This is a genomic window from Paenibacillus sp. J22P59, from assembly GCF_059383895.1.
The window spans coordinates 714,864-737,968 of sequence record NZ_JBXENX010000001.1; the positions used below are offsets into that span (position 1 = coordinate 714,864).

The 23,105-nt window shown below is 46.1% G+C and carries 22 protein-coding genes; 5 read left to right on the forward strand and 17 right to left on the reverse strand.

Going from position 1 to position 23,105, the window contains the following annotated elements; translation table 11 throughout:
• Positions 1-86: 86 nt before the first annotated feature.
• From AC50YO_RS03205 to pdhA, 8 genes are all read right to left on the reverse strand, one after another.
• Positions 87-1,574 (reverse strand): glutamate synthase subunit beta, encoded by a 1,488-nt coding sequence (locus AC50YO_RS03205; protein ID WP_494843071.1) that lies wholly within the window; start codon positions 1,572-1,574, stop codon positions 87-89.
• 213 nt (positions 1,575-1,787) lie between these two features.
• Positions 1,788-2,282 carry a dihydrofolate reductase gene (locus AC50YO_RS03210; RefSeq protein ID WP_494843073.1) on the reverse strand — a complete coding sequence of 165 codons (495 nt, stop codon included), beginning with the start codon at positions 2,280-2,282 and terminating at the stop codon, positions 1,788-1,790.
• A 15-nt stretch (positions 2,283-2,297) separates the two neighbouring features.
• Positions 2,298-3,263: a thymidylate synthase gene (locus tag AC50YO_RS03215; RefSeq protein WP_494843075.1), complete on the reverse strand. Its 966-nt coding sequence runs from the start codon at positions 3,261-3,263 to the stop codon at positions 2,298-2,300.
• A 53-nt stretch (positions 3,264-3,316) separates the two neighbouring features.
• Positions 3,317-3,805, reverse strand: a complete 489-nt coding sequence (locus AC50YO_RS03220) for an acyl-CoA thioesterase (protein ID WP_494843080.1) — start codon at positions 3,803-3,805, stop codon at positions 3,317-3,319.
• 107 nt (positions 3,806-3,912) lie between these two features.
• Entirely contained in the window at positions 3,913-5,328 is a 1,416-nt protein-coding gene (gene lpdA, locus AC50YO_RS03225; RefSeq protein WP_494843085.1) for a dihydrolipoyl dehydrogenase, read from the reverse strand.
• Between the two features lie 3 nt (positions 5,329-5,331).
• Complete coding sequence (locus AC50YO_RS03230) at positions 5,332-6,651, reverse strand: dihydrolipoamide acetyltransferase family protein (protein ID WP_494843087.1); 1,320 nt, start codon at positions 6,649-6,651, stop codon at positions 5,332-5,334.
• A 62-nt stretch (positions 6,652-6,713) separates the two neighbouring features.
• On the reverse strand, positions 6,714-7,691 hold the full coding sequence (locus AC50YO_RS03235) for an alpha-ketoacid dehydrogenase subunit beta (RefSeq protein WP_494843089.1): 978 nt from the start codon (positions 7,689-7,691) through the stop codon (positions 6,714-6,716).
• A gap of 30 nt (positions 7,692-7,721) precedes the next feature.
• Positions 7,722-8,786, reverse strand: coding sequence for a pyruvate dehydrogenase (acetyl-transferring) E1 component subunit alpha (pdhA, locus tag AC50YO_RS03240; protein ID WP_494843091.1), 1,065 nt, complete (start codon positions 8,784-8,786; stop codon positions 7,722-7,724).
• Positions 8,787-9,095: 309 nt separating this feature from the next.
• Between pdhA and AC50YO_RS03245 the strand changes: the two genes are divergently transcribed.
• Positions 9,096-9,827 (forward strand): alpha/beta hydrolase, encoded by a 732-nt coding sequence (locus tag AC50YO_RS03245; protein WP_494843093.1) that lies wholly within the window; start codon positions 9,096-9,098, stop codon positions 9,825-9,827.
• A gap of 62 nt (positions 9,828-9,889) precedes the next feature.
• Here AC50YO_RS03245 and AC50YO_RS03250 read toward each other — a convergent pair whose 3' ends face one another.
• Positions 9,890-10,372: a low molecular weight protein-tyrosine-phosphatase gene (locus tag AC50YO_RS03250; protein ID WP_494843095.1), complete on the reverse strand. Its 483-nt coding sequence runs from the start codon at positions 10,370-10,372 to the stop codon at positions 9,890-9,892.
• Positions 10,369-11,025, reverse strand: coding sequence for a trimeric intracellular cation channel family protein (locus AC50YO_RS03255; RefSeq protein ID WP_494843099.1), 657 nt, complete (start codon positions 11,023-11,025; stop codon positions 10,369-10,371). Before AC50YO_RS03255 ends, AC50YO_RS03250 begins: the two co-directional genes overlap by 4 nt.
• A 200-nt stretch (positions 11,026-11,225) precedes the next feature.
• Between AC50YO_RS03255 and AC50YO_RS03260 the strand changes: the two genes are divergently transcribed.
• From AC50YO_RS03260 to AC50YO_RS03270, 3 genes are all read left to right on the forward strand, one after another.
• A complete protein-coding gene (locus tag AC50YO_RS03260; RefSeq protein ID WP_494843102.1) occupies positions 11,226-11,864 on the forward strand; it encodes a thiamine diphosphokinase in 639 nt (212 codons plus the stop codon).
• A gap of 369 nt (positions 11,865-12,233) precedes the next feature.
• Positions 12,234-13,565 (forward strand): ArsB/NhaD family transporter, encoded by a 1,332-nt coding sequence (locus tag AC50YO_RS03265; protein ID WP_494843105.1) that lies wholly within the window; start codon positions 12,234-12,236, stop codon positions 13,563-13,565.
• 583 nt (positions 13,566-14,148) lie between these two features.
• Positions 14,149-14,535 (forward strand): winged helix DNA-binding protein, encoded by a 387-nt coding sequence (locus AC50YO_RS03270; RefSeq protein WP_494843107.1) that lies wholly within the window; start codon positions 14,149-14,151, stop codon positions 14,533-14,535.
• A 120-nt stretch (positions 14,536-14,655) separates the two neighbouring features.
• Here the strand turns inward: AC50YO_RS03270 and AC50YO_RS03275 are convergent, their stop codons facing one another.
• A complete protein-coding gene (locus AC50YO_RS03275; RefSeq protein WP_494843109.1) occupies positions 14,656-16,602 on the reverse strand; it encodes an endonuclease MutS2 in 1,947 nt (648 codons plus the stop codon).
• Positions 16,603-16,627: 25 nt separating this feature from the next.
• Between AC50YO_RS03275 and AC50YO_RS03280 the strand changes: the two genes are divergently transcribed.
• Positions 16,628-16,843, forward strand: a complete 216-nt coding sequence (locus AC50YO_RS03280) for a hypothetical protein (protein WP_494843111.1) — start codon at positions 16,628-16,630, stop codon at positions 16,841-16,843.
• A 212-nt stretch (positions 16,844-17,055) separates the two neighbouring features.
• On the opposite strand, the gene AC50YO_RS03285 is transcribed toward AC50YO_RS03280, so the two are convergent.
• From AC50YO_RS03285 to AC50YO_RS03310, 6 genes are all read right to left on the reverse strand, one after another.
• Positions 17,056-17,835, reverse strand: a complete 780-nt coding sequence (locus tag AC50YO_RS03285; RefSeq protein WP_494843113.1) for an MBL fold metallo-hydrolase — start codon at positions 17,833-17,835, stop codon at positions 17,056-17,058.
• Complete coding sequence (locus tag AC50YO_RS03290; RefSeq protein WP_494843115.1) at positions 17,832-18,503, reverse strand: GNAT family N-acetyltransferase; 672 nt, start codon at positions 18,501-18,503, stop codon at positions 17,832-17,834. The genes AC50YO_RS03285 and AC50YO_RS03290 overlap by 4 nt, the downstream gene beginning before the upstream one ends.
• Positions 18,504-18,518: 15 nt before the next feature.
• The gene (locus tag AC50YO_RS03295) at positions 18,519-19,181 is read right to left on the reverse strand and encodes a GNAT family N-acetyltransferase (RefSeq protein WP_494843254.1); all 663 of its coding nucleotides are present in this window, start codon (positions 19,179-19,181) and stop codon (positions 18,519-18,521) included.
• Positions 19,182-19,284: 103 nt separating this feature from the next.
• Entirely contained in the window at positions 19,285-20,640 is a 1,356-nt protein-coding gene (locus tag AC50YO_RS03300; RefSeq protein ID WP_494843117.1) for a HAMP domain-containing sensor histidine kinase, read from the reverse strand.
• On the reverse strand, positions 20,637-21,335 hold the full coding sequence (locus tag AC50YO_RS03305) for a response regulator transcription factor (protein WP_494843119.1): 699 nt from the start codon (positions 21,333-21,335) through the stop codon (positions 20,637-20,639). Before AC50YO_RS03305 ends, AC50YO_RS03300 begins: the two co-directional genes overlap by 4 nt.
• Positions 21,336-21,498: 163 nt before the next feature.
• Positions 21,499-23,055, reverse strand: coding sequence for an ABC-F family ATP-binding cassette domain-containing protein (locus AC50YO_RS03310; RefSeq protein WP_494843121.1), 1,557 nt, complete (start codon positions 23,053-23,055; stop codon positions 21,499-21,501).
• Positions 23,056-23,105 lie beyond the last annotated feature (50 nt).

The following is a 23,105-nucleotide window of genomic DNA, read 5'->3' on the forward strand; positions in this document are numbered from 1 at the left end:
ACGTTATGAAGCAATACGCAGCCACGACAAGAAAAGCGCCCTAGGGCGCTTTTCAGTTCAAATCATTGGGAGATTAGCTCTAAGCCTTATGGCAGCAGCGTTGATCCCGTCAAATATTTATCTACTTCGCGTGCCGCTTCACGACCCTCGTTAATCGCCCATACAACCAAGCTTTGTCCCCGGCGCATGTCGCCTGCTGCGAATACTTTATCTACATTCGTCGTGTATTTGCCATAAGCAGCTTTTACATTCGTACGACGGTCTTGTTCCAGTCCCAACTGATTAATTAGCGTATTCTCTGGACCCTCGAAGCCTACCGCAATAAATACGAGATCTGCCGGCCATACTTTCTCAGTGCCTGGCAATTCATTATAAATTTTGCGGCCATTCTCGTCAACTGTCCGTTCAATCTGAACCGTATGAAGCTCTTTCAAATTCCCGTTCTCGTCACCTACGAATTTCTTCGTCAATACCGAGAATGCACGAGGATCTTCGCCGAACAATGCCTTTGCTTCCTCTTGTGCATAATCTAATGTGTAGACGTTAGGAAATTGCGGCCATGGATTGTGAATATTATCTCTCTCCAGCGGCGCCTTCGCATGGGTACCGAATTGAGTAACCGATTTGCAACCATGGCGCAAGGCTGTCGCAACGCAGTCCGTACCTGTATCTCCACCGCCAATGACGATGACATCTTTATCTTTGGCGGACAAGTATTTCCCGTCCTCCAGATTAGAATCCAAATAGCTTTTGATCGTTCCGTTCAAATAATCCATCGCAAGATGTACGCCATTCAATTGACGTCCTTCCATCTCTACATCACGTGCTTTCGTTGAGCCTCCACATAATACAACCGCATCGAAATTCTCAACGAGCTCTTGTGCTGTTATATCTTTCCCAATCTCCGTGTTCACAATGAATTCAATGCCCTCTTCGACCATAATATCTACACGTCGTTGAACGACATGCTTCTCCAGCTTCATCGTCGGAATACCATAAGTCAGAAGGCCGCCGATACGATCCGCACGCTCATACACGGTAACGGTATGACCTGCTTTATTCAGCTGCGCAGCTGTTGCCATTCCGGCAGGACCAGAGCCTACGACAGCAACTCGTTTGCCTGTGCGCACCTTCGGAGGCTGCGGAACAACCCAGCCCTCTTCAAAGCCGCGGTCAATGATCGCCTGCTCGATTGACTTGATCGTTACCGCATCACCGATAAGTCCCACTGTACAAGAGCCTTCACAAGGCGCTGGACATACACGGCCAGTAAACTCGGGGAAGTTATTCGTCTTGTGCAAGCGATCCAGCGCTTCACGCCACATTCCGCGATAAATTAAATTATTCCACTCCGGAATCAGGTTGTTAACCGGGCAGCCCGATACCGATCCTGCAAGCTCTATTCCTGTATGACAATACGGGGTTCCGCAATCCATGCAGCGCGCGCCCTGTGTCTTAAGCTGTTCATTAGACAAATGTTTATGAAACTCTTTCCAATCATGAATCCGCTCAAGCGGATCGCGATCGGCTGGAAGCTCACGTTGAAATTCCATAAATCCAGTAGGTGTAGACATGATCGCATTTCCCCCATCCGATTATTCCCGTTTAGCCATGCTTCTCTTTCAAACTATATCGGGAATCTGACTATTATTCAATATCAAAGATTTCATAGAATAAACACCATTTTAAGAAATCCTATCATGTTCGTCAGCTCTCGTTAATGGACTATCCGTACAATGATTTGCACTATATGACATATTGTTCGTAAATTGATATAAAAATGCGATTTAAGCTCGATTTCTCCGCTCAAATGTCTGGAAAGTAAAGTCATAAATGTTCCGTTCATCCTTCAATACTGGCTGGACATGGGTGCGTTCCCATTGTTCTTCAGCTAGCTCAGGGAAGTAAGCATCACCCTCAGCCACTTCGACATCAACCTCAGTCAATAATAGCTTGTCGGCAAAAGGAAGAAATTGCGCATAAATATCCGCCCCGCCAATAACCATCATTTCATTGTCTCCATAGCGGTCTATTGCTTCTTGAACAGAATGGACAACCTCACAGCCTTCATAAGCCGCATCACTTTGGCGGGTTAGAATAACGTTTCGTCTATCCTTCAACGGTTTAGGGAGCGACTCGAATGTCTTGCGCCCCATTACCACCGTCTTGCCAATCGTTTCGCGTGTAAAATAAGCCATCTCCGCAGGCAGGCGCCAAGGCAGCCTATTGCCTATTCCAATTGTACGGTTGCGATCCATAGCAGCAATCATTGTAATCGACATAAGCTTCTCCTGTCTCTACACCGCTACGGGTGCTTTTATTGTAGGGTGAGGATCATACCCTTCGAGCACTATATCCTCAACATTCACATCAAATATAGAATGCACATCCGGATTGAGCCTAAGTGTCGGAAGCGGCCTTGTATCGCGTTCCAGCTGCGTCTTGATTTGCTCCGTATGATTGGAATAGATATGGGCATCCCCAAGCGTATGCACGAAATCACCGACCTCAAGGCCACACTCATGAGCTACCAGATGGGTCAGCAAGGCATAGCTGGCGATATTGAATGGAATACCGAGGAAAATATCACCGCTGCGTTGATAAAGCTGGCATGATAGCTTCCCTTCCAATACATAGAACTGGAACATCGTATGGCATGGCGGCAGCGCCATATTAGTCGGAACATCCTCAGGATTCCACGCAGACACGATCAGCCTTCTGGAATCCGGATTCTTTTTGATTGTCGCAATAACATCCTGCAATTGATCCATCGTATCACCCTGCGAGGTTTTCCACTCTCTCCATTGCTTGCCATAGACATTGCCTAGTTCGCCATACTGCTTGGCAAATGCGTCATCCTGCAAGATCCGCTCTTTAAAAGAATCCATTTGCTCTTGATATTGCTGCTGGAATGTCTCATCAGTATGAATGCGCAGCCCAAAATCGTTCATATCCGGTCCCGTGTAATCGGAACTCTCAACCCACTTTTTAAAGGCCCATTCATTCCATATATTATTATTATTTTGCAACAAATAACGGATGTTGGTGTCCCCTTTTATGAACCACAGCAACTCACTCACAACTAGGCGGAACGGTACCCGCTTGGTTGTAATCAAAGGAAAGCCTTTGCTCAGATCAAACCGCATTTGATAACCAAAGGTTGAGATCGTGCCTGTTCCTGTGCGATCTTCTTTCTTCGTTCCATGCTCCTGCACATGTCGCAGAAGATCCAAATATTCATTCTCGCTTGTTTGTCTATTCATTTATTTCGATCCTCCCAGTACCATAAGCATAAACGTTATACGGATCTATTTTATCACAGCACGTTCTGTCTGTCCTGCTTTCGCTGCTTACGCAGCAGCCAACGTACTGGAGCTGTCTGATAAAACTGAATTTCTTCTTCAGACTCTGGATGAACAGGAGGAATTGGTATTGGCTTGCCGCTGGAATCAACAGCTACAAAAGTAAAGAACCCCGTCACCGTAATCTTTCGTTCACCTGAGAATAAATTCTCAGACTGAACCTTAACATAGACCTCCATAGATGTTTTTCTCGTCCAGGTTACGTAAGCTTCTACTTCTATCACTTCACCGACCTTGATAGGGGCTAGAAAATCCAGACTGTCTGTAGAGGCGGTTACAACCTGCATGCGGGAATGACGCATTGCCGCAATTGCTGCTACTTTATCCATGTATTCCATTACCTTGCCGCCAAACATCGTGTCGTGATGATTCGTGTCGAGAGGAAAAATGATCTGTGTCATAATGGTTCTTGATTCTTGCGCCGGCTTTCCAATCTGCTCCATTCATCCAGCTCCCCTTCGCTGATTATATAGGATATGCAAAAAGAGGCCCGCTAGCTGTGAAGCAGCTGCGTGACCTCTAATTCTATTTCATTAGCAAATGTTGCTAATTATTTGGACACAGTATGAATCGGGTGACCTAGCGCTACTTCAGCAGCGTCCAGCACGATTTCACCTAGTGTAGGGTGAGCATGAATAGTCAGGGCGATATCTTCAAGCGTAGCGCCCATCTCGATTGCAAGTCCAAGCTCTGCAATCATATTGGAAGCTTCTGTACCGATGATTTGCGCGCCTAGTACAAGACCGGAATCAGCATCAGCAACCACTTTTACGAAGCCATCTGTTGCATTAAGGGACAGCGCACGACCATTGATTCCGAATGGGAATTTGCCAACCTTCGTGTTATGTCCTTTTTCTTTCGCTTCCTTCTCGCTGTATCCAACGCTTGCGCATTCTGGATCGGAGAAGCATACAGCAGGAACACATTTGTAATCAATAACGCTAGGCAAGCCAGAGATAGCTTCTGCAGCAACGCGGCCTTCGTACATTGCTTTGTGAGCAAGTGCTGGACCAGCGATAATGTCGCCTATTGCATATACGTTAGGATTGCTTGTACGACATTGGCTATCTACTTCAACCAGGCCACGGTCGCTTACTTTAACGCCAGCCAGCTCAAGGCCGAGATCACCATCTGTATTTGGACGGCGGCCAACGGTTACAAGCAGATAATCTGCTGTTACTTTCTCTTCTTTGTCGCCTACTTTATAAGTAAGGGTAACATCTTTATCCGTTTGCTCAGCGCTTTGCGCCAGGGCACCTGTTACGATATCAACCTTCGTGCCTTTAAGCTTCTTCGCTACGATCGAAGACATATCTTTATCGAAGCCTGGCAGAATAGTATCTCCGCCCTCGATTACCGTCACCTTCGTGCCGAATTTCGAGTACATTTGACCAAGCTCAATACCGATATAGCCGCCACCAATTACGATTACGCTCTTCGGAATTTCAGGCAGCGACAAAGCGCCTGTGGAAGAAACGATGCGGTTGCCGAATGGGAATGCCTTCAGCTCAATCGGACGGGAGCCTGTTGCGATAATACAGTTTTTGAAACGGTAGCGCGGCGCTTCTTGATCGTTGAAGACGCGTGCTTCGTTCTCATTAATGAACATCACTTCGCCGCTGAAAAATTGCACTTTATTCGCTTTCAGCAACGATGCTACACCGCCAGTTAATTTCTTAACGACGCCGTTCTTGAATTCTTGCACTTTGTTCCAATCAACCTTCACGTCGCTCGCTGTAATACCGAACGCCGACGCATGGTTGATGGACTCATATTGATGAGAAGCCGAGATAAGTGCTTTGGAAGGAATACATCCAACATTCAAGCACACGCCGCCAACATATTCTTTATCTACAACAAGAACGCTGTGTCCAAGCTGGGAAGCACGAATCGCCGCAACATAACCGCCGGGACCCGCACCAATGACTAGAGTATCGATATCTAGTGAAGCATCTCCTACTACCATACCTTACACCTCCATGATAAATAGCTCTGGCTGACCCAGTAGCTTTTTGATGTAGTTCATAAAGTTTTGCGCTGTTGCGCCGTCGATCAGACGGTGGTCGAAGCTTAGGGACAATGCCATTACTGGTGCAACTACGATCTCGCCATTGCGAACAACTGGCTTCTCCGAAATACGGCCCGTACCAAGAATTGCAACCTCTGGGAAGTTGATAACTGGTGTGAAGAACATGCCGCCAGCAGAGCCGATGTTGGAGATTGTTATTGTACTGCCTTTGAGTTCACTTCCGCTTAGCTTGCCATCACGGCCGCGAACCGCAAGGTCACGAATCGAATCAGCGATCATGAACAGATTTTTACGATCTGCATCGTCAATAACTGGAACGATCAAGCCGTTATCCGTATCTGTAGCGATACCGATATTGTAATATTTGCGCAGAACGATTTCTTGGTTAGCTTCATCCAGCGTAGCGTTCATGATAGGGAACTCGCGGCATGCAGCCACCAGGGCCTTCACGATGAACGGCAGGTAAGTAAGCTTGGAGCCTTTTTGCTCAGCATAAGGCTTATATTTTGTACGCAATGCAACGAGCTCAGTAACATCCACTTCATCCATAATTGTAACGTGTGGAGCTGTGTATACCGATTTGGACATTGCGTTAGCAATAACTTTACGGATGCCTTTGAATGGAACCCGCTCTTCTGGACGGTAGACTGATCCGCTTGCTACTGCAGCAGGCTTAGCCTCGCCAGCACCTTGAGCTGCAACCGCAGCTGCATCTTGCTGAGCAGGAGCCGCCTCTGTTGCTGCTGGAGCTGCAGCGCCGCCGCTATTCACATCATCGCGTGTAATACGGCCATTCTTGCCAGTGCCGTTCACTTGAGTCAGATCCACGCCTTGCTCACGCGCATATTTACGCACGCTTGGTGTAGCTAGTACAAGACCACCAGTCGCTTTTGGTGCCTCAGAAGCTTCTGCTGCCGGAGCAGGCGCAGCTTCCGCTTTTGGCGCTGCAGGCGCTTCTGCTTTTGGTGCTTCCGCTTTTGGCGCTTCTGTAGCTGGAGCTGCTTGCTCCGGCACTTCGCCTTCTGCGTCGATTAGAGCAACCACTTCGCCTACATGGCATACTTGACCGTCCTTCACAAGCACTTCAAGTATAGTACCGTTAACTGGACAAGGGACTTCGACAATCGCCTTATCGTTCTGTACTTCCAATATAATGTCATCATCCGTTACTTTATCGCCTGGTTTGATATGCACTTTAATGATCTCGCCTTCGTGCAGACCTTCACCCAGCTCTGGAAACCGATATTCAAATTTTGCCACTTGGGGTACCCTCCTTTACATTTTGCGCTTATATGAATGTCATTGTTAGTTGTTAGGAATGACTAAAATTCCAGTACTTTATTAACAGCCGCAATGATGCGAGCAGGATTAGGCAACCATGCATCTTCGATTTGAGCAAATGGATATACGGTATCCGGGCCTGCCACACGAAGAACAGGTGCTTCCAAATGAAGAATTGCTTTTTCATTAATTTGAGCAATAACTTCTGCTGCTACGCCAGACGTTTTTTGTGCTTCTTGAACGACGATAGCACGGTTAGTTTTCTTAATAGAAGCAACGATCGTGTCGATATCAAGAGGCACCAATGAACGAAGGTCAATAACTTCAGCCTTAACGCCGTTTTTCTCAAGCTCTTCTGCCGCTTTGACAGCTGTATGAACCATCATGCCGTAAGCAATAATCGTTACATCGCTGCCTTCGCGCACAACATTAGCTTTGCCGATCTCAACAGTGTAATCCTCCTCAGGCACTTCTGTACGGAATGCATGATACAGATTAAGATGCTCCATGAAGAATACAGGGTCATTATCGCGAATAGCAGCAATCATCAGACCTTTGGCATCATAAGGATTCGATGGAATAACAACCTTAATACCTGGAGTTTGCACAGCCAATCCTTCCAAGGAGTCTGTATGAAGCTCTGCCGCTTTTACGCCGCCGCCGAATGGCGTACGGAATACGATTGGTGAGTTGTAGCGACCGCCGGAACGATAACGCATACGTGCTGCTTGGATGAACATTTGATCCATCGCTTCAAAAATAAAGCCTACAAATTGAATCTCAGCAATTGGACGGAAGCCTTGAATACCCATCCCTACTGCCAAACCGCCAATAGCGGATTCCGCAAGCGGAGTATCAAATACACGTTCCTCACCGAACTCAGCCTGAAGCCCTTCTGTCGCACGGAACACGCCGCCAACTTTACCGACATCTTCACCGAACAACACTACGCTTGGATCACGTTTAAGCTCCACGCGCATTGCATCACGGATCGCTTCTTTCATATTCATTTGAGCCATGTCTCATTCTCCTCCTTCACTTTATGCTTATTAAAAATCTGCTTTTTGCTCTTCCAGATGCTGTGGGGTCGTTTCAAACATGGAGTCAATCAATCCGGCAACTGTCATTTTCTCAACAGATTCTGCTTTTTTGATTTGCTCGTTAACAGTAGCTTTCGCTTCATCCTTCACGCGCGCTGTTTCTTCATCTGACCATAGGCCTTTGCTCTCCAAATATTTACCGAAACGAACGAGCGGATCTTTCGGAGCCCATTCAGCTTCCTCATCCTTCGTTCTATATTTGGAAGTGTCATCTGCCATGGAGTGAGGGCGGTAACGGTAAGTAATCATCTCGATAAGAGTTGCTCCTTCACCATTACGGCCTCTCTCTGCTGCATCACGTACAGCTTTGATTACAGCAAGTACGTCCATGCCGTCAACCTGAACACCTTTAATTCCAGCTGCAATAGCTTTGTGAGCAACCGACAAGGCAGCCGTTTGCTTCGCATAAGGCGTTGTGATTGCATAGCCGTTGTTCTGAACGACATAAATAACCGGAAGTTTGAATGCACCCGCGAAGTTCATGCCTTCGTAGAAGTCACCCTCAGACGAACCGCCATCACCTGTATATGTAATGGCTACACGTTTCTCATTCTTCTTCTTGAACGCCATTGCAACGCCTGTTGCATGCAGTACTTGCGCACCGATAATGATCTGCGGCATAAGCACGTGAACGTCTTCTGGAATCTGTCCGCCAGTTTGATGACCGCGGGAATATAGGAATGCCTGATACAACGGCAAGCCGTGCCAAACCAGCTGCGGCATATCGCGGTAGCCAGGGCAAATGAAATCATCTTTATTCAAAGCGTATTCGCTACCAACCATCGAAGCTTCTTGACCGGATACCGGCGCATAGAAACCAAGACGACCTTGACGGCCAAGGTTAACAGCACGCTCGTCCCAAGTACGAGTAAATACCATACGGTACATAATTTCTTTTAATTGCTCGTCAGTCAGTTCCGGCATGTATTCCGGGTTAACGACTTCACCATCGAGCGACAACACGGTTAGCGGTTTTACGGGTTCTGTTTGAACTTCATATGGCAGTTTGCTCATTTTGAACGCTCACCTCAATCTTTAATATTTGAAAATCGTAGCTCTCTGTTATAGAATTATTATAAACCTGTTTACCGAAAATGGTCAAAGCAAAAAACAAAAAAACCGTTGCTTTTTCGCTCATTTAACCGATTTACTCACAAAATTGTATATGTAACAGACCTGATTTTACAGTATAACAGCATAGTACAATCTCATGTTCTCCTCAAGATAGGAGCTAAGACCTGTACAATTCCGACTTTTGTCGGAATCCCTTACTATTGTTTACCCACATGCCCCCTATTCCATTCAGACACGGAGGATTATCGAATGACAGATGAACGATATTTAAAACGTACGATATTGAAAGAAAACGTTTCCAGCAAATACTTGCCAGAGGGAGAACGCAGCCTGCGAGTCTACCTCCCCCCCGGCTATAATGAGATCCTTAGCTACCCCGTTGTATATTGCCAGGATGGTGAAGACATATTCAACTTTGGCCGGATTGCAACGATTGCCAATCAAATCATTCTCGATGACGGCGTCGAGCCTTTTATCATTGTAGGAGTCGAAGTAGACAAAAAGGTCCGCACTTCCGAATACACGCCTGATGGAGAGCGTCATCATGATTATGTCCGGTTCTTTGGCGAAGAGCTCATTCCTTATATTGAAGAGAAATATCCTGTTCGAAGAGAAGCTGGCCAAAGGCTTCTGGTTGGAGACTCGCTAGGCGGAACTGTCTCCTTCCATCTTGCATTGACTTATCCGAATCTGTTCCATCGCATCCTTTCCCTCTCCGGTGCTTATTACGATGCGTCCCGCGATATTATGTCTAATCAGCCCGATCTTTCGTGGCTGGACATCTATATGATCGTTGGATTGCAAGAGACTGACTTCGAGACGGATACTGGCATCTACGACTTCGTCGCGATAAATCGGGACGCTAGATCTTTGCTGGAGAACAGGGGAGCAAGAGTTAGCTACAAAGAGAAGGACGGCAAGCATCAATGGGGCTTCTGGCAGCAAGAGCTTCCTGAGGGCCTTAAGTATTTCTTGCTATAAAAACAACAAGAGGCATGCCCGGATGTAATCATCTCGGACATGCCTCTTGTTGTGTTCCATTACTACAGAGATAAATCTGCCTTCACGCGCTCTAGCAGCTTCTTGCAGCCTTCTTGCACTAGATCAAAAACAAAATCGAAGTCACCTGTATAATAAGGATCAGGAACATCTGTAATCCCTTTATCAGGAAGAAGGTCCATAAACTTAAATACACGGCCGTGGTTGTTAACGCCAGATGCTTCGATGATGGCCTGTACATCAGCTTCATTCTTCGTATCCATACAGACGATATAGTCAAAGGAATGGCTGTCATCACCTGTGAATTGTCTAGCTTGCATTCCCTCACAGGAAATCCCCCTGCTGTCCAGTTGCTTGCGGGTTCCTTCATGCGGCGGATGTCCAAGATGCCAATCCCCTGTTCCTGCCGAATCGATCTCTATCACCGAGGTCAAGTCGGCTTGCTCCACAATGCTGCGGAACACAGCTTCTGCCATTGGCGAGCGGCAAATGTTGCCCAGACAAACAAAAATTACACGTGCTTTCATGATAATCCTCCCTGCTTCTCAATTCCCTTATCATCCATTACCTTGAACTTTAACGATCTCCGCGGCAGCTTCCATTTGTAATAGACCGAGAGCATCCGTAAAGTAATAATAATAACAAATAAAATTAATAATTCCATGTTGGATTGAAACTTTTCTTGACCGATCACAAGTCCTGCAAGCATGGCCCAAACGGCATAGATCTCATCTCTGAGCACTAGAGGCTTCCTTCCGGCAAGCACATCTCGTATAATGCCGCCGCCGATTCCAGTCAGCATAGCAGCAACCATTACTGCGCTGACGGGATGGTTCATTGAACTCGCATATAGGGCCCCCTGTATCGCAAAAGCGGATAACCCAATCGCATCGAAGAAAGCCTCGCTTTTACGCCACCTAAATATCCATGAAGCCGGAAGGAAAAAGGCAATGAGCATCGCAATAATAGCAATCTTCAGTAAACTCCCTTGACTCCATATCGTTGTCACAGGGATACCAATCAACACATTCCGCAGTACGCCGCCTCCGAATGCTGTGACCAATCCAAGCACAAAAACGCCTAGAATGTCATATTCCTCTTCCATCGCCACAATGGCTCCGCTTACTGCGAATGCAACTGTACCGATGATACTGAATAGGCCAAAAATGTCCCAATCCAACGTTTATTCCTCCGCTTCATATTTCCCGCTTCTCCATCCGAGTCGGCAATATCCCTCCTCATTTTAGCTTTGCTTATACGGTTTCGCAACGAATAATTTTGCTAATAAACGGCTGGTTTCGACAAAAAGACTGGTTTTGCGAATAGAGTTCGCTATATACTGACATCAATAAGTATGGATATAGAGAGGACAGAATCCCAATGAACGAACGAATTATTATTTGCAGCGGTGGCCATTTGGGCGACTGGGCCCTTACGCATATACACCCTGGGGATGTACTGATTGGTGCAGACAAGGGTGCTTTATTCCTGATTGAACGCGGCTACACTCCTGATCTGGCTATCGGAGACTTTGATTCCGTAACAGCAGAGGAAATGCAGGTGATTGAACGCATAAGCCGTGAGACGGCAGCTTGTGATTCTATTAACAAAAATTACACAGATACAGAAATGGCTTTCCGCAGCGCGCTTGATCGAGAGCCTGCCGAAATCCATCTGCTGGGTGCACTCGGAAGCCGATTCGATCACTCCCTTGCCAATGTCCACCTTCTTGCTCTTGCTATAGAACGAGGAATTACAGCTTCAATAATAGATGAGCATAATGCCATTCGTCTTGCAACTGATCAACTTCAACTCCAGCGAAGCGATTACAGCAACGTCTCATTGCTTCCACTGACAGAGAAGGCCGCAGGCGTAACTCTTCAGGGCTTTCAATATCCACTGCAAGAGGCGACGCTTACGATCGGACAATCCCTTGGGATCAGTAACGTTCTCATTGAGCCTGTTGGCAGCATAACGATAAGAGAAGGTGTGTTAATCGTTATTCAGAGCCGAGATTAAGCAAGACAAGGTGCAGCTTCTTCAAGACCCTCACACTTCAAATGAGCCTCGGCAATACTGCCGAGGCTCATTTGTTTTTTTGCTTATTGCTGGGCTATAGTCAACTATCCATTGTCGTCAGGTGTCAGCTAACGGCATTTATCTTCAATTGACACTAGCAGATTTTCATAGCAAGCAGGACATTGACCAGTACGAACAATATAACCCGTACGTATATATATATTATATTCTAATATAGCTGATCGTTTTGAGAGGAGGAAAGAAATGTGCATTTAGTAGAATAGTGAATGTTGGCAGCTCCGCATACCTGAATAAAGGAGAGTTGATTATTTGAGGCAGACAATTTTCATTTTGAAAAGAGGATGACCTATGCACGATTTAACGGTTATTATAACCATCTGCTCGTTCTTGCTAACCCTTGGATTTATTTTTTGGCGCCCCCATGTTAATGAAGCAATTCCGGCAACTATTGGTGCCGTTCTCGTCTTACTTAGCGGCAGTGTAACCTTGTCCGATTTGGGAGAAATCACAGCAACGATAAGCGGAGCCGCCGTGACGATTATGGCAACGATCGTAATGGCTATCGTTTTGGAAAGCTTTGGTTTCTTTTATTGGGCAGCAGAGCTGCTCATGAGAAAAGCGAAGGGATCAGGCATACGCTTGTTTTGGTTAACTAACCTATTCTGCTTTCTGATGACCCTATTCGTGAATAACGATGGTAGCATCCTGATAACAACGCCGATATTATTACTCTTGCTGCAAAATATGGGATTGAAAAATCATCAAAAAATACCGTACCTCATCTCAGGAGCTTTAATTGCAACCGCATCAAGCGCTCCTATTGGCGTAAGCAATATCGTGAATCTTATCGCACTCAAAATTGTAAATATGGACCTCTATATGCACTCCGCAATGATGTTCGTTCCTGCCTCGCTTGGGCTCCTTCTTCTTACCAGTCTATTATTTCTAACCTTCTACCGCAGCCTGCCAAAGAAGCTCCCCCGGATGAAGCAATGGAAGCTTATGCCCGGCCATCATCCTTTACAAGATTCTTTAACCCCCGGCAATAACACGAGGTTTATGCGCAATATACTCATCTTCGTATTCTGTGTTAGGGTAAGCTTATTCCTCGCCTCCTATCTCCACTTTCCCGTTTCGTTAATGGCTGTTATTGGCTCCTCTTGCTTGCTTATATGGCGATGGTATTATTTAAAAATCTCTCCTGCCGATATGTTGAAAAAAACGCCGTGGTATATTCTTATATTCGCTTTTAGCATGTATGTCATTATCTACGGGTTGAACAATATCGGATTAACAGAATGGCTTATCCAGATCCTTCAGCCTGTCGTTTCCGGCAGCTTGCTGAATGCAAGTGTTCTAATGGGGGCGCTTCTAAGCGTGCTCTCCAATATATTTAACAACCATCCTGCTTTAATGATCGGAACCCTTACATTGATGAATATGGGACTCGATCCCCTCACCTTGAAAATCTCTTATTTGGCGAGTGTCATTGGCAGCGATATGGGTTCACTTCTCCTTCCGATCGGAACGCTTGCGACCTTGATGTGGATGCATATCGTTCGAAAGGGCGGTGTCAAAATAAGCTGGGGACAATATTTCAAAGTAACGGTCGTCGTTATTCCCGTGACTGTTCTGTTCACTTTAGTTATACTGTCCTACTGGGTTACTTGGTTATTTTAATTGCAGGAGGATATTCTCAAACTCATAAAAGAGAACACAAGTAAAAAGGGACCTTCCAAAGAGAAGGTCCAGAAAAACGGTCTGCACATCTAGTCTATGCAATAAGAAACAGAAAAGTATGGGTCATCCTTTGCCATTGAACAAAAACAATAGTTCGATAAGTTTCCTATGCCGTTCCTAAAATGATTAATTTCTTCACTTGACCTCCTCCTCTTGATTTGTTTTTCCGTTTTAGCCATGTTTGGCGCAGCGGAGGGGCTATCCGCGCGTTGCTATCAATTTTTAACTTAGTACGGATTAGTTGCAAATATAGGTGACTGTAATTAGATCCGTATTAAGATTAAACACATAAAACAGTTGGATTTTTATGGATATTCCAAAGTGCGAGGACTGCTCGAAAGTCGAAGGATCTCCAATCGGAGCAATATAAGGGAAGGAGAAGAGGACGTAGTAGCGAGGCTTAGTAAAGAGTATGTTAACAAACAGTTTGCAATTAATTTATAATATGTTACAATTCCATAAAACCCCATACAAACCTATTCAGACCCGATGGGCTCCCTATTGCGTTAGGAGATGAATTACTATGAACCCGAAGAAACTAATTGAAAAAGACGAGACTCTGGGCAACGTCGTTAAAGTGTTCGAAATCCTTGAATACATTGTGCTCGCAGAACTCATGACTCACGGTCCAACCTATCAGCAGAAACTAGAGCAGCGTATTATTGAAATTCTGGATGGTGTAGGCGTAAATAAAGGCTTCTTGTCACAAAGAACCACAGCAATGATTGAATCTGGAAAAATAGAGAAGATTGGTATAGACCCTGCCCATCGTTCAAGGCACATCCTTAGAATAACCGCAGATGGCCAAATATATTTACAAAAGATTATGAAGGATGTGCCTGATAAGGTAGCAATCGCGATGAAAACTTACTCTTCTTTTGAAAAATATATGAACCACTATTCTAGATGAAATAACTGTGTAAGAAGCTAGCCGCATATAGCGACTAGCTTCTTCACTGTCTCAATACCTGTCATAACTTTAATTTAAAGAGGACTAGAGTTTTATTTTCTCTAGCGTATTCCTTGTCACCTACTCCTCTTCCTGCCTTGTCTCAATCGTTAAGCCCTCGATATGCTTTCGTCCCATAAGCTTCCTTACTTTACGGTTCTCTTTGGAATCAAATACAATATCCATGTCATAATCGTTTCCTGGGTAGAGCTTTTCTTTCGTAATATAGAGCCGTAGTCGCTTATGATTGAATTTCATTTTTTTGCCCTGCACCTGTACCGTTACTTCTCCCCGCTCATCTGCTGCTTGATATACAATCCCAATTTTCTGCAACGGATGAATCCATACGGCATCTCCCTGTTCAAAAGGCTTTATTGGCTGTTTTTTACTCAGAGCTTTTGGCTGTTCTTGTTCTTTCTTCTTGGAAGTACCCTCCTCTGCTTGCTCCAAAATGATTAATGGATGAGCCGAGCCTGCCTGTGTATCTAAATCCACCTGGCTCCGTCTCCCGTCTGCCAGCTTCTCCGCCCGCTTCAACACGCGTTCCGGCAAGCCATAACGTCTTGCAATAGCGAAAGCATGACTTTCACCTGCCTCGCCAATCTCCAAACGATACAGCGGGCGAAGCGTATCCGGGTCAAAAGCCATCCTAGCATTCATACAGCCCTGCGTTTGTGAAGCAAAGGTTTTTATTTCATTGAAATGAGTTGTTGCCGCTGTTAGAGCTCTACGGTTCAGCAGTTCCTCAAGGATGGCAATGGACAAAGCAATTCCTTCACCCGGGTCGGTTCCAGCAGCAAGCTCATCAAGCAGCAACAAGGACTGTCCGCTAGCTGCTTCGAGCATCTGCTTCAATACCGTAATGTGCGAAGAAAAGGTGCTTAGCGACTGCTCCATGCTCTGACCATCTCCTACATCAGCAATAACATGGCGGAATATGCCGAAGCGGCTGTCTTCGCCTGCCGGAACTAATAGTCCTGACTGTACCATTAAGACGAGCAGTCCCATCGTTTTGAGGGCGACCGTCTTGCCTCCTGTATTAGGCCCTGTAATAATAAGCTGCCTCCACCGAAATCCGAGCTCCACATTTAAAGGCTCTCCCTCGCTTCCGAGTAATGGATGTCTCGCTTCCACAAGCCGGATAGCCGGCTCATCGCATAGCGTCACAGGTTGACCGTTATAGGAACGGGACAGCTTCCCTCTTGCCAGAATGAAGTCAAAGACTGCCATAATGTCCCTATTGTTGCGCAGCTCCCCAATAAAGGTTTCCGCGAATTCTGACAGTCTCGACAAAATAATGGTCCGTTCTCTTTCTTCATCAGCCACCCAGCCCTGCATCTCGGATTGCAGCTCCGAGACATCATGTGGTTCAACGAATAACGTCTGTCCGCTTGCCGATTCATCCAGCACCGTGCCGGGCACCTGCTTGCGAAGCTCGCGCTTCACGGCAATGACCGATCTGCCCTGCCTCTTGCTAATGAGCGTCTCTTGCAGAGCCGATTTATATTTCGAGAGGGCCGTTTGAAGCTTCTTATTAATTTTGTCTTCCACGATCACGATCTGACGACGGATATACCCCATATCTGGACTCGCTTGATCGGTCAGCCTTCCGAAGCGTATACATAATTCCAGTTCCTGACGCAGCAGCTTGCAGTCATCCATTGAATCCGCATAACTGGCAATGGTCGGTGCAATTCCTCTCTTCGTGTCCATGTAACGCTTCATTTGTGCGACAGATACGAGCCATACCAACAATTGCTCCAATTCCAGCTCCGTATAGATTCGTCCCTTTCCAAGAAGTGCCATGAACGGATCAATCCCTTCCATTGCAGAGAGCGGGACGCTCGCTCCTGAAGCAAGAAGCGCCGCCGCCTCCTTCGTCTCGAGCAACCACGCATAGATCTGGTTGCGGCTCACACTCGGATTGAGTGCTTCTGCAAGCTTTCTTCCTGTGGGGGATACGGTATAGCTGATCAGCTTTTCCTTTATTTTGTCATATTCCAATCGCTTCAATGACGCTTCATTCATACTTGCTCATCTCTCCTTAAATGTAATGACGACAATAAAAAAACAGGAACAGAACGCGGGAGCGCTCCATTCCTGTTCTAACGACAGCTATACCTATACAAGCTTACTTAATCCAGCAGCAGTTGATCTGCGGACAAAGCAAGCTCCTTCTCACGTATTTAAACGCAAAAAAACCGTGCTGCAAGAGCACGGTGAAAGGCCGCTGTCGAATGTCATTCAGGCGGAATCCACATGTTCTTAACCCTTGGCATCGGATACCGATCCTAGACGTCACAACAGAAGCATGCATTGGACATATTTCATGCCCCTTACATACAATCTTCGTCGTCAAGAAGGTCCGATCTATCCAATTAGAAGTTAAGAACACCGGCAAACATTAAAATTTCCCCTTTTCGAATGAACAATTAAAATCTAACTATACTTTATAAGAAAGCCAACCCTTTTGTCAACTAATTACAACGAAAGGGTTAGCCCAGTCGTAGCAAACCTCGTATTGGCAGGCAGTCCATAATTTCGATGAAGATCAATATCATGAGACAAATGTGTAAATACAGTTTGCTCTGGCTCCCACTGCTTAATTAATTCAAGTGCTTCCGTTACATCGTACACAGATCTTGTCTCATACGGATAGACTTCTTTATAAAAATTCGTTCCCAGCACAAGCAGCGACAGCCCTGCGAGCGGCTCTTGCTGGGCAGGCGTAAGACCAATTGCATCCGAGCAGTACACCCATGCTTTATGGGCTGCGTTATGTTGAAAACGATAGGCATAGGAGTATCCGTTCTTGCCATGATTCACTCGCCAGCAAGAGGTGTGCCAATCACCGAATAAAATGGGATCATCAATAGGGCTAAATCGAATATGCCGTTGCAGCCAAGGAAATCTGGCTAGAATCTCCTCAATTACTTCCGCAGGTGCGTAAGCTTCCCCTTGCTTCCCTAACCAGCGGCATGCATCGGCCCATTCTACAAGTCCCCCGATATGATCAAAGTGAGCATGCGTCAGCAGAATACGATCTACTTTGCGCAATCCAGCTGCCTCCATCTGCCTGCCCCAATCCGGTCCGCAATCAATCAGCATCGTCCCGAATGTAGCATCATCAAGTTGGACCAATGACCGAAGTCTCCTATTAGCGTTCCCTATTCTGGCTTCCTCGCAAACCTTGCAATCGCAATAGACACGAGGGACACCCATAGAGTCTCCCGTACCACGAAAGGTAATGTGCATCGTCATAATGGCAGCAGCTCGACCTGTTCCATTCCGCGCAGCTCTTCAATCATATCCAACCATGCCTGCGGCTTATTGGGCAATGCTGAATAATAATCCTCTAAGAACTTCACTACAAGCTCCGATGGAATATGACTTTGATCCTCGTCTGCTGGCAAGAAGCTGAGATTGAGTCCCTCTACAGCAAGACCCTCATGATCCCAAGACGGATGAACATAACGAATATTAAGGCGCTTATACCCAATATGAGACAAGACTTCTCTTCTTACGAACGGACTCATCGGAGAAATCCCGCCGAATTCATGCTGATCGCTTTCATTAGGATCATAGATTTCTGCGAACATGCCTGTAGATATCGTACCAGATTCTGCTGCTAGACGTGCCAGATCCTTCTCACGCCCGCGAAGCAGGAATCTGCCAATGCCCTTGCCTGGCATTCCAATAATCGTAAAGTCAGTCATGGCAACCCGAAGCTCAGGATAATAGCGGTATTCTGTAGAACCGACAACGTCTCCATCCTCTATAGCCACATAGACATGAATAGCTGGATCCTTCAATGGCTCTGCCCATAGATCATAAGCAAGAACCTCCTCGGGAGGAAAAATACGCTGCAGCAGCTGATGCAGTGAAGCAAAATAAGAATCATCTATGGATGTAATGCGATGATAGATCATTGATAGTCTCCCCTTTTATAAAAACGGATTACGCCATTCCATTAGAGCCGCATAATGGCAGGATTCCTCGTCATCTAAATAATGAGACACAATGCCAACCGGTGTCCTGCCGCATTTCAACAGAAATGATAATACAGGATCCCGGTATTTTCCTCTTAATACACCTTCCAAATAAGACTCAGGACTTATAGAAGCGGCATAAAGATGATAGCCTGGCATACGGCCTGCACCAAGCAAACGATGCAGTCCAAGATGAACAACCGTCTCGTACATAGACTGCATTAGCCACTTCCCGATTCCTGTCTTACGGTAATCCGGAATGACACAAATATCAGCGACGTACAGCGTATCCCCTGTCCGATCGTGATTGCGAATATACCCGCTATCTGTAATCGTCTCCCAGCTATGTGAAGTGCCGTAGTGGTCCATATCGACGATAAGCCCTGTCATGGAACCAATGATTTTACCCTCAACCTCCGCGCATAATGCCCCCTCCGGGAATCGCTTAACCTGCTCATGAAGCTGATTATGATTCCACAGAAGCTCCTCTGGATAAGGCGGCGGGAAGCTCAATCGCTGGACTTCGATTAAGGCATCAAAGTCTTTGGAGGAATATCTTCTAATCACGGCCTCTGTTAACAGGCCTTCATTCCACAAATAGAACCGTTTGTGCACTATAAGCACTCTCCTTCACACAGAATTGCCGGAATAGCCCCTCGTATGTTATAGACAGCAGCTGCGTCGTTAGGAGTTCAGGATGCCACGATACTTCATTATTCTCTTACTTTCTTTGCTTGAACTGCAGCGAGATCGTCGTTCCCAGATCCGGCAAACTGAAGACATCAATCTTGCCTTCATGAAGATCGACAATTCGTTTGGCGATGGATAATCCTAGTCCAACACCGCCAGTAGTACGGCTTCTAGCCCCATCTACGCGATAAAATCTTTCGAACATATGTGGAATCTCATTCTCAGGAATCCCGATGCCTTTATCCTTCACTTCGATCTTCACAATATTTTTGACTAGGCTGACAGATACTTCGATGGGATCTTTACTGTACTTGATAGCATTATCGAGAAGAATGACAAGCAATTGCCTGATCTTGTCCTTGTCCCCATACATACGAACAGCTTTTGACATCGCCTTCACTCTAATTGGACGCTGGAAAGTAGTCTGAAGCATAACGGCTAGCTCCGATACAACCAGAACGACATCGAATAGCTCCTGTCGCAGCCAATCCTCTTGTTCTGCCTCCGCCAGCATGAGCATGGACTTGGTCAAATTCTGAAGTCGGCCTGCCTCCCGATCAATAGCTTCAATCGCCTCGTTGCGGATATTCTCATCATCACGCCCCCAGCGCTTCAGCATGCCCGCATAGCTGCTAATAACAGTTAGCGGTGTCTTGAGCTCATGCGACGCATCGGCTACGAACTGCTTCTGTCTAGCAAAGGTTCGGTCCAGCCGCTCGATCATTTGATTAAAAGCTCGAACAAGCTGCTGCAGCTCTGCGGATTCCTCATGGCTTGTCGTCTCAATTTTGCGCAGCTTTCCGCTTCGGTCAATCTCGCGCATCGTATTAACCATCTGCTGCATAGGCGCTGTAAGGCGTGAAGTAAACCAATAGGTACCGAAAATCGCAAATAGAATGGCGCCTCCGCTTGTCACCGTCAATGCAGCGACAAGAATTTGCAAATATTCGTCCAGCTCATTCAAAACCCGGTTTACTTCCAGCATAGCAATGACATCGGAACCCTCAAACAGCGGAACCCGCATATACAATATCCGTTTATTACCTTTGGAGATCATGCCTGTATCATGCTGCCGATGGAACTCGGCTGGCAAGTTAAGCAAGACGGGGTCCGATCCGCTAAAATTTGCGACTTTATTATCCGGCAATACTATTCGAATCATTTCATTGACATTATAATATTCACTTAACAGATCGGTATCGTGCAAATTCTGGCCTTTCTGAATCTGCGCATTCTCCAGCATGAGATTGACTCTGTTCCCGATAACCCGTTCTTCACTCTCCGTAGTAATCTTAATGACATAGAAATATACGAAGATATTGAACAGGATAAGAATAAAAATCAACCAAAAGATCGTAAAAAGCGTAAATCTTTTGCGCAGTGTCATGCGTCTGGCTCCTTCATCGTATAACCTACGCCTCTAACCGTATGAATGAGCTTATGACGATATCCCTTGTCCAGCTTCTGACGCAAATAACGAATATACACGTCGACTAAATTTGTCTCACCAATAAAGTCATAGCCCCATACTTCGGATAAAATATCTTCTCTTGATTTCTCTTCATTCTTGTTCTGCGCCAAATAGACAAGCAGCTCGAACTCGCGCGGCGTCAATTCAATCACAATATCTTTGCGGAACACTTTGCGAGTACGCAGCTCTATCGTAAGATCTGCCACTTTAATAAGATCGGAACCCTCAGATTCTTTAGGGTATTGCTGAAAAATACGTAATATATTTCGGACGCGAGCTAGAAGCTCCTCCATCGCAAACGGCTTGGTAATATAATCATTTGCGCCATGTTCGAATCCACTTACTTTATCAGGCACCGTATCTCTAGCGGTAAGCAATATAACTGGAACCGCATTGCCCGCTTGCCGAAGACGTCGAAGCACTTCAATTCCGTTCAGCTCTGGAAGCATAACATCCAGCAGAACTAATTGCCATTCGCCTGTTGAGGCCATCTCATACCCTTTTCTACCATCATCAGCGGTCCCGACCGTATAACCTTCATGTTCGAGCTCTAGCTGCAATACCCGTGATATTCCGGCTTCATCTTCCACTACTAGCACTTTTTCATTCATACTAGTTCTTCACCTGCTTCCAGCAATCCTCAACGGACGCATTATTTTTCAATCATAAATTAAGGGGGAATAGAAATGCAAGCAGGCCAGTCTACAAGAAAGTAGGCCGGCCTCTCACGTCATAAGCACCAGTTGCTAAGTCTGCCGCTTCCTCACTTGTATATTAAGTCTGGCTTTGCATGGACCATGATTCTACATCCCATGTCTTGGTTACCCAATCTTCATAGAAATCAGGCTCGTGAGATACAAGGACGACCGTTCCTTTGAATGCCTTCAGGGCACGCTTCAATTCGGCCTTTGCGACTACATCCAAATGGTTCGTCGGCTCATCGAACAAAATCCAGTTGCTCTCATGCAGCATCAGCTTGCATAGGCGTACCTTCGCTTGCTCGCCGCCGCTCAATTGATTGAGCGCACGTGTAATATGTTCATTCTTCAAGCCGCAACGAGCCAATGCTGCACGGACCTCATGCTGATTCATGTATGAGAATTCATTCCATACATCATCCAGCGGCGTCATAGTTGGTGCCTTTGCCTCCTGCTCGAAATAGGCAGGATGCAAATAATCGCCGCGATAAATAGTTCCATCCAAAGCGGGCACTACGCCTAGGATCGTCTTGAGCAATGTCGATTTGCCGACACCATTGCAGCCAACGATAGCAATCTTGTCTCCACGTTCAATTAGCATATTCATCTTCGGAAGCAGCGGCTTGTTATAGCCGATTGACAGCCCTTCCGCTTCGAATACCGTCTTGCCGCTAGTACGCGATTCTTTAAAGTTAAAGGTAGGCTTCGCTGCTTCCTCAGGCTTGTCGATTCTATCAATCTTATCGAGCTGCTTCTCACGGCTCTTGGCACGCCCAGAGGTAGAGGCACGGGCTTTATTCTTATTGATGAAATCTTCCTGCTTCTTGATATATTCCTTCTGCTTCTCGTACGCATCAATATGCTGAGCTTTGTTCATATCCGCCATTTCAAGAAACTTCTCATAATTGGCAGCGTAACGAGTTAATTTGGAAAACTCCAAATGATAAATAATATCGACGACCTGATTCATGAAGCCTGTGTCATGAGAAATCAGAACGAAGGCATAAGGATAGGACTTCAAATAGTTCGTCAGCCAATTAATATGCTCTTCATCCAAATAGTTCGTAGGCTCATCCAGAAGAAGGACCGTCGGCTTCTCTAACAGAAGCTTCGCAAGCAGCACCTTCGTCCGTTGACCGCCGCTCAAGGCGGTAACGTCGCGGTCTAGCCCTATGGCAGCAAGGCCAAGGCCATTGGCCATTTCTTCTACCTTCACATCGATCAGATAAAAATCACCAATTTCAAGCTCCTCTTGAATGACGCCCATGCGTTCAAGCAGCAATTCAAGCTTATCAGAATCTGCATCGCCCATTTGCATTGCGATGTCATTAAGCTCCTGCTCCAGCTGGAGCATTGGTAAAAAAGCATCTTTCAATACATCACGAATTGTTTTGCCCTGTGCAAGCTTCGTATGCTGGTCCAAGTAGCCATAGCGAACTTTGGGCGTCCATTCTACCTTGCCCTCGTCCTTAAGCAGCTTGCCCGTTAATATATTCATCATCGTAGATTTGCCTGTCCCGTTGGCGCCAACGAGACCAACATGCTCCCCAGCAAGGAGCCGGAAGGAAACATTTTTAAATAATACTCGATCTCCGAACGTATGGGATAATTGCTCAACTGTTAATAAACTCATGTTTTTCTGTATCTCCATTCAAGCTATGCTATAGTCCTATGTTAAATATA